This window comes from Dietzia sp. PP-33, from assembly GCF_033790845.1.
Classification (GTDB): Bacteria; Actinomycetota; Actinomycetes; order Mycobacteriales; family Mycobacteriaceae; genus Dietzia.
The window spans coordinates 287,888-295,642 of sequence record NZ_JAMYEI010000005.1 but is presented as its reverse complement, the minus strand read 5'-3'; the positions used below and the strand labels follow the sequence as shown (position 1 = coordinate 295,642).

Here is a 7,755-nt window from a genome sequence, read left to right as displayed (position 1 = left end):
TCATACTCGGCAACGATCCGCAGCTTCTCCTCCACAGTGCGCTTCGGGATCTTCCCTGTCGATCGGGTCATGACAATCACATCCTCACGCCCCCACGGTTTGTCTCACCCCAGGCTGACAGAGAGGGCGCTGCGCACGCGAGAGTGCATCCGGGGGAGCGGCTGTCCTCGGCTGCGCAGAGGCGCCCTTCACCGGGCCGCTGCTCCCCGGGGCCGCGGCTCACCGGGCCGCCGAGCCGCGGAACGCCCGCACCCCGTGTGGAGGGGATGCGGGCGTTCGCGTGTGCTTGAGGGGTCGGTGGCGGCCCTCAGGTCACAGCGGGATGTTCTTGTGCTGGCCGCGGACGTGGGAAGCGGCGTCCAGGGCCTGCGCCAGGCGGCGACGGGTGTCGGTCGGCTCGATCACTTCGTCGACGACGCCGATGGTCACCGCACGGCCGACGCCGCCGGCGATGGCGGCGTGCTCGTCGGCCAACCGCTCGTGCAGGGCCTCGCGCTCGTCCTCCGGCGCCGCTGCGAGGGTGCGCTTGTGGAGGATGCCCACCGCTGCCTTGGCCCCCATGACCGCGACCTCCGCATCGGGCCACGCGAACACCGCGGAGGCGCCCAGGGCGCGCGAGTTCATGGCGATGTAGGCACCGCCGTAGATCTTGCGGGTGACGAGCGTGACGCGGGCGACAGAGGCCTCTGCGAAGGCGTGCAGCAACTTGGCCCCCCTACGCACCACGCCGTCCCACTCCTGCGAGACCCCCGGGAGGTAACCGGGGACGTCGACGATGACGAGGAGCGGCACGCCGAACGCGTTGCACAGGCGGACGAAGCGGGATGCCTTCTCGGCCGACTCGGAATTGAGGCAACCGCCCAGGCGCAGCGGATTGTTGGCGATCACGCCGACCGTGCGTCCCGACATCCGGCCGAAGCCCACCACGATGCTGGGCGCCCACTTGGCCTGCAGTTCCTCGAAGGTCGTGCTGCCGTCCAGCTCGGACGAGTCGAGGATGCCGTGGACGAGAGGGCGGACGTCATAGGCGCGCCTGGGGGACTCGGGGAGTAGCCCGGCGAGATCCGTGTGATCGCCCTCGAGCGCGCGCAGGTCGAACTCGCCCTGGGCGGACAGCAGGGTGACGAGCCGCCGGGCGCGGTGGAGGGCGTCTCGTTCGTCCTCGGCGGCGATGTGGCACACACCGGACTTGCGGTGGTGCACGTCCTGGCCACCGAGTCCCTCCATGTCGACCTGTTCGCCGGTGACCGAACGGACCACATCGGGTCCGGTCACGAAGATCTTGCCCGCCGGCGCCATGATGACGACGTCGGTGAGCGCGGGGCCGTACGCGGCGCCGCCGGCGGCGGGGCCGAGCACGACCGAGATCTGCGGAACGTGGCCCGACGCGCGGACCATGGCCTCGAAGACGAGGCCGACGGCGTGGAGCGCTTCGACGCCCTCGGCGAGTCGCGCTCCGCCCGAGTGCCACACGCCCACGACGGGTAGGTGCTCGTCGATCGCGACGTCGATCGCGTGGACGATGTGACGGCACCCGTCCAGACCCATCGCCCCGCCCATGACGGTGGCGTCGGTGGCGTAGGCGATGGTGGGTTCGCCGTCGATCAGGCCGCGTGCGGCGAGCGCGCCCGACGCGTCGGGTTCCGTGAGGAACTCCAGCGACGCCGGGTCGAAGAGGTTCTCGAGCCGGGCGACGGGGTCGCGCGGGTCGATCTGGGAGTTCTGGTCCACGGTGCTGGTGATGGTCATCGAATGCAGTCCTTTCCGCGGCGCACGTCCCGACTGGGACGTGCGCACCTTATGGACCCCCGGACTGGCTGGTTGGCGGTCGGCGATCGATCCGGGACCCCCGTCCCGGACCGGGCCTTCCGCCCGGCGCCCCGCGTGACGCGGGGTGCTCGTGTCGTGTCGTGTCCCGCACACGGGGAGGGGACGCAGGTCCGACGTGGTGCACCGACCGCACCTTCGGATCTGATCGCGCCCCCGCCACATGTGACGGGACGAGGTATCAGCTCTGGTCGATCTTCTGGATGTAGTCGACCGCATCCTGCACGGTACGCAACTTGGCGAGGTCTTCGTCAGGGATCTCCACCCCGTAGCGGTCCTCCGTCTGGACGGCGATCTCCACCATGGACAGCGAATCGATGTCCAGGTCGTCCACGAAGGACTTCTCCGGGGTGACCTCGGACGGCTCGATGCCGGTGACCTCCTCGACGATCTCCGCAAGTCCGGCGATGATCTCGGCCTCGGTGCGTGCCATGTGGCGTCCTCTCTTTCGGTGGCGTCGCACCCGGTCGGGCACGACGTCGGTCGTCATGACGCGGTCGCCGGATGATGCCGGCGACCGCGGGTAGGTGGGGGTGGTCTACGCGCCGCTGAGCGCGGGGACGGCGTCGAGCGCGTCCTCGAGGTCCTCGGGGGTGGTCACGCCGTAGCGGGGCACCTCCCGCATCATGCGCTTGGCCAGCCCGACGAGCGCACCGGACGGCGGCAGCTCCACGAACGCGTCGGCGCCGAGCTTGAGCATCGTCTGTGTGCACAGATCCCAGCGCACGGGGTGGGTGATCTGCGAGACCACACGATCCACGGCGTCCCTGCCGGAGGTGACGGCCATGCCGTCGGCGTTCGAGAGCAGCGTCAGCTCGGGATCGCTGACCGCGATCGTGTCCGCCAGTGCACGGACCTCCTCGACGGCCGAACCCATGTGCCGGGTGTGGAACGCCCCCGCGACCTCGAGTCGGCGCAGGCGGGCCCGGCTCGGCGGGTTCTGCTCCAACGCGTCACAGGCTTCGAGAGGGCCCGCGGCCACGATCTGTCCGGCGCCGTTCCGGTTGGCCGGTTCCAGCCCGGCGTTGTCCAGGGCGAGCAGGACGTCGGCCTCGACCCCGCCCAGGACCGCGATCATCCCGGTGGGGCGATCCGCGCACGCCCGTGACATCGCGGCGCCGCGAACCGATGCGAGACGCACCGCGTCCGCCTCGGAGACCACCCCGGCGATCGCGAGTGCGGCGACCTCACCGATGGAGTGGCCCGCGATGATCGTGTCGGCGGGGACCTGACCCCGTCGACGGAGTTCCGCGGCACCGAGCAGTGCGGTGGCCACGACCAGGGGTTGGGTGACCGCGGTGTCGGTGATCTCCTGCAGGGTCGCGGTGGTGCCGAGTCGCTCGAGATCGAGTCCGCTCGACGCGGACCACTCGTCGAGGCGGCCCGAGGCGCCGGGTAGCTCGAGCCATGGCGCGAGCATTCCGGCTTTCTGGGACCCTTGTCCAGGGGCGGTGAGGCAAAGCACGAGTATCAGAGAACACGTGTTGACCTACTTCAGATGATGTTCTCGCAACCAGAAACCACGGCCGGATTTTGTGGACTTCCCACAAATGCCGAGTTGAGCGGTGCGCCATCTGCGTGAGCAGACGTTTCGTTACACGGTGTGACTCGAGTTACTTTTTAGGTCTCCTGAGGGCTTCGTTCGGCGAACTTTCCGAGTACGAGGGCGATCCTGAGGACAAATGCCTCCCTCGCGTCAAGCGGGTCGAACTCGGTTATCTGACCCACCCGCTTGAGGCGATACCTCACGGTGTTGGGATGGACGTACAACTCGCGTGCGCACGCCTCGACGTGTCCGCCCGAGTCCAGATAGGCCCGCAGCGTCACCTCCAGGGACGGGTCCGCACCGCGGAGTGGGGTGACGATCCGCTCCACCAACATCCCCGCCGCGCCGCGGTCGCCGCCCAGGACCCGTTCGGGGAGCAGGTCGATCGCCGCCACGGGACGAGGGGCACCGGGCCACCCGGTCGCCGCCGCGGCACCCGCGATGGCCTCCGCGGCGCTGTCCGGGGCCTCGGCTAGGGATCCCACCGTGTGGCCGACGACGACCGGGGCGTCGGGGGAGAAGGCCTCGAGGATCCCCGAGGGGACCGCGGAGGTCGATCCCAACTCCCCGGAGAGGATGACGACGAGGCGGGCCCCCTGCACCACGGCCAGTGCGTGCCGGTCGGCGGCCACGGCGGCCTTGTGCGTGGTGGGCACCGACGCCAGGCCCAGTTCCTCCCGGGGCCGCCCGACGATGACCGTCGCCGCCGTGGTCGGGTCCCAGTTGAGCGCCGAGGCCCCGGAGGCGAGGTCGGCGTGGCGGTCACCCCGGACCACCGCGTCGACCAGCATCGCCTCCATCCGGGTGTCCCACGCGCCACGGTTCTCGGCGGCCGCCGCGTAGACCGAGGCCGCGGTGAAGCCGAGTTCGCGCCCGAACTTCAGGACTGCGGCGATCATGAGTCCACGCTGTCGTTCGTTGTGGGTGATCTTCGGCATGACCAACTCGAAGTACTCGCACGTCGATCGGACCAGCTGCACGGTCTGTTGCAGGGACAGCCCCTGACCGAGGCCTTTGGGCAGCAGCTTGAAACCGGCGATCGTGTCCGTGTGCGGCGCCTCCGGGTTGCGCATCCACGTGACGAAGTCCCGCACGGCGCTCTGGATGATCAGCTGGATCTCCGCCCGCTGGTCGGCCGAGAGTTCCGCGAAGAACGGCAGATCGTCCTCGAGTGACCTGACCGCTTCCGTGGACAGGGTCCCCGAGTACCGGGTGATGCGTTTGAGGAGCGCATCGGACACCGGCCGTTGGTCCGGAACCGGCGCCGATCGGCGCCGGGACGGGCGCGTGGACGGCGTCCCCGTACCCGTACCCGTCCCAGTCCCGGATGCGGTCGGCTCGGTCACGCGACCCCGGGATCCGTCGTCGGTTCGGGCGCCGCCATGACGTCGTCGATCTGGTACAGGCGGGCGGCCTCGAGCAACGTTCGCTTCTCGATGCTGCCCTCGCGGACCAGCCCGGCGAGGACGGCCACGATGATCGACTCCGCGTCGGTGTTGAAGAAGCGACGGGCGGCGGGGCGGGTGTCGGAGAACCCGAAGCCGTCGGTGCCCAGGACCGTGAAGTCCCCGGGCACCCAGGCGCGGATCTGGTCGGGGACCGCCTTCTGGAAGTCGCTCACGGCCACCTTCGGCCCCGTGCTGGACTCCAGGGAGGCGGTGACGAACGGGGTGCGGGGTTGCTGATCGGGATGACGGAGCTCGTGTCGCTCGCACTCGAACCCGTCCCGGGCCAGCTCGGTCCACGACGTGGCAGACCAGAGGTCCGCGGCGACGTCCCACTCCTCGGCCAGGATCTTCTGCGCTTCGGCCGCCGCGTACATCGCGACCCCCGAGGCGAGGATCGTCGCCTCGTGTGTGCCCTTCTCGGCCTTCCGGAAGCGGTACAGGCCCCGCAGGAGCGCATCGGCGTCCAGGTCCTCGGGCTCCGGCGGCTGCGGCACGGGCTCGTTGTAGAGGGTGATGTAGTAGGAGACGTTGCGATCGACACCGTCGGTGTCCGTCTCGTGGGCGGCACCCGGTCCGTACATCCGCTCGATGCCGGCGCGCATGATGTGCACGAGTTCGAAACCCCACGCGGGGTCGTAGGAGATGATCCCCGGGTTGGTGGCGGCGAGCAGCGGCGAATGGCCGTCCATGTGCTGCAGGCCCTCACCGGTGAGGGTGGTCCGGCCGGCGGTCGCGCCGAGCAGGAAGCCGCGCGCCAGCTGGTCGGAGGCCGCCCAGATGGCGTCGCCGGTGCGCTGGAACCCGAACATCGAGTAGAAGATGTACAGCGGGACCATGGGCTCGCCGTGGGTCGCGTACGCGGTGCCGGCCGCGGTGAACTCGGCCACCGACCCCGCCTCGCTGATCCCCTCGTGCATGATCTGGCCGCTCGTGGACTCCTTGTAGCTCAGCATGAGGTCGTGGTCGACCGAGGTGTAGTTCTGCCCGTGGGGGTTGTAGATCTTCAGCGTCGGGAACCAGGAGTCCATACCGAAGGTGCGGGCCTCGTCCGGGATGATCGGCACCAGGCGGTCCCGCAGGGACTCGTCGCGCATGAGTTCCTTGCAGGTGCGGACCAGCGCCATCGTGGTGGCGACCGACTGCTTGCCCGAGCCCTTGCGGAGTGAGGCCAGGGAGTCGATGTCCGGAACCGACAGCGGCGTGAAGGTCTGGCGCCGCTCGGGCACGTGCCCGCCCAGCGCGGTCCTGCGCTCGAGCATGTAGCGGATCTCGGGCGAGTTGGGGCCCGGGTTGTAGTACGGCGGCAGCGTCGGGTCGGCCTCGAGCTCCTCGTCGGTGATCGGGATGTGCTGCTTGTCGCGGAACAGCTTGAGGTCGTCCAGCGTCAGCTTCTTCATCTGGTGCGTCGCGTTGCGCCCCTCGAAGTTCTGGCCCAGGCCGAATCCCTTGACCGTGTGCGCGAGGATCACCGTCGGCTGGCCGGTGTGCTCGAGCGACGCCTTGTACGCGGCGTGGATCTTGCGGTAGTCGTGACCGCCGCGGCGCAGGGCCCAGATCTCCTCATCGGTCATGTCCTCGACCAGCTTGGCGGTGCGGGGGTCGCGGCCGAAGAAGTGCTCGCGGATCCACGCTCCGTCGTTGGCGCGGAACGTCTGGTAGTCGCCGTCCGAAACCGAGTTCATCAGTGTGACGAGCGCACCCTCGGTGTCCTTCTCGAACAGCGCGTCCCATTCGCGCCCCCACACCACCTTGATGACGTTCCATCCGGCGCCCTTGAAATACGACTCCAGCTCCTGGACGATCTGCCCGTTGCCGCGGACCGGACCGTCGAGGCGCTGCAGGTTGCAGTTGATCACGAAGGTGAGGTTGTCGAGTGCGTCGTTCGCGGCCACCTGGAGGGCACCCCGCGAGTCGACCTCGTCCATCTCGCCGTCACCGAGGAACGCCCACACGTGCTGCTGTGAGGTGTCCTTGATCCCCCGGTTGTGGAGGTAGCGGTTGAACCGGGCCTGGTAGATGGCGTTCATCGGGCCGAGGCCCATCGAGACGGTGGGGAACTCCCAGAATTCGGGGAGGCAGCGGGGGTGGGGGTAGGACGGGAGGGAACGACCCGGGTGGCTCTTCTCCTGCCGGAAGCCGTCGAGGTCGTGCTCGCGCAGGCGCCCCTCGAGGTAGGCGCGGGCGTACATGCCGGGGGAGGCGTGGCCCTGGAAGTAGATGTGGTCACCGCCGCCGGGATGGTCCTTGCCGCGGAAGAAGTGGTTGTAGCCGACCTCGTAGAGCGGGGCGGCGCCCGCGTAGGTGGAGATGTGGCCGCCCACCCCGATCCCGGGACGCTGGGCGCGATGCACCATGATGGCCGCGTTCCAGCGGATCCAGCGCCGGTAGGTGCGCTCCACCGACTCGTCTCCCGGGAAGTCGGGCTCGAGACTGGTGGGGATCGTGTTGACGTAGTCCGACGAGGTCAGAGCCGGCAGGGGAACACGCCGCTTGGAGGCGCGTTCGAGCAGCCTGAGCATGAGGTAGCGCGCACGCTCGGGTCCCGCCTCGGTGAGCAGACCGTCGAGGGAGTCCATCCACTCCTGCGTCTCCTCGGGGTCCGAATCCGCGAGGTAGGAGGCGACCCCCTCCCGCAGGACCGGCACGTTGGTGGGCGCGGAACCATCCCTGGTACCTACGGTCTCGGTCATGCGTCTCGTCCTCACTTCTGCGATGCGTGCCGCGGCGACCCGGTGGGGCCACCGCACATGTCGGGGTGCAGTGTCCGGCCGACCGCGCGCGCCGCATGTGTGGGGCGGGGCGCGGGATCGACCGTGCACGGGCCGTCGTCGGCCCGTGTCCGCTTCTGATTGTGCCCCAAAGCGTGATGCGCGACACGGGGCTGCCGCCCGACCGTCGAAATAGGCGGTACTCGTTTCCCGTGGGAGGGTGCGC

5 protein-coding genes are annotated in these 7,755 nt (G+C 69.4%); all 5 read right to left on the bottom strand.

The annotated features are described in order from the left end of the window. Positions 1 to 312 precede the first annotated feature (312 nt). The 5 genes from NJE57_RS11330 to aceE all read right to left on the bottom strand — a co-directional run bounded on the left by NJE57_RS11330 (position 313) and on the right by aceE (position 7,511). On the bottom strand, positions 313 to 1,749 hold the full coding sequence (locus tag NJE57_RS11330; protein ID WP_319028515.1) for an acyl-CoA carboxylase subunit beta: 1,437 nt from the start codon (positions 1,747 to 1,749) through the stop codon (positions 313 to 315). A gap of 259 nt (positions 1,750 to 2,008) precedes the next feature. Further along, positions 2,009 to 2,260, bottom strand: a complete 252-nt coding sequence (acpM, locus tag NJE57_RS11325) for a meromycolate extension acyl carrier protein AcpM (protein ID WP_007629089.1) — start codon at positions 2,258 to 2,260, stop codon at positions 2,009 to 2,011. Between the two features lie 105 nt (positions 2,261 to 2,365). Continuing rightward, positions 2,366 to 3,292 carry an ACP S-malonyltransferase gene (locus tag NJE57_RS11320; protein WP_319028514.1) on the bottom strand — a complete coding sequence of 309 codons (927 nt, stop codon included), beginning with the start codon at positions 3,290 to 3,292 and terminating at the stop codon, positions 2,366 to 2,368. Between the two features lie 155 nt (positions 3,293 to 3,447). Then, a complete protein-coding gene (locus NJE57_RS11315; RefSeq protein ID WP_319028513.1) occupies positions 3,448 to 4,614 on the bottom strand; it encodes a helix-turn-helix domain-containing protein in 1,167 nt (388 codons plus the stop codon). A 101-nt stretch (positions 4,615 to 4,715) separates the two neighbouring features. Next, positions 4,716 to 7,511 (bottom strand): pyruvate dehydrogenase (acetyl-transferring), homodimeric type, encoded by a 2,796-nt coding sequence (aceE, locus tag NJE57_RS11310; RefSeq protein ID WP_319028512.1) that lies wholly within the window; start codon positions 7,509 to 7,511, stop codon positions 4,716 to 4,718. Between the last annotated feature and the right edge of the window lie 244 nt (positions 7,512 to 7,755).

What these genes read in the sequence shown, in the direction of transcription:
- NJE57_RS11330 (WP_319028515.1), bottom strand. Translation starts at nt 1,749, where the DNA reads ATGACCATCACCAGCACCGTGGACCAGAACTCCCAGATCGACCCGCGC.
- acpM (WP_007629089.1), bottom strand. Translation starts at nt 2,260, where the DNA reads ATGGCACGCACCGAGGCCGAGATCATCGCCGGACTTGCGGAGATCGTC.
- aceE (WP_319028512.1), bottom strand. Translation starts at nt 7,511, where the DNA reads ATGACCGAGACCGTAGGTACCAGGGATGGTTCCGCGCCCACCAACGTG.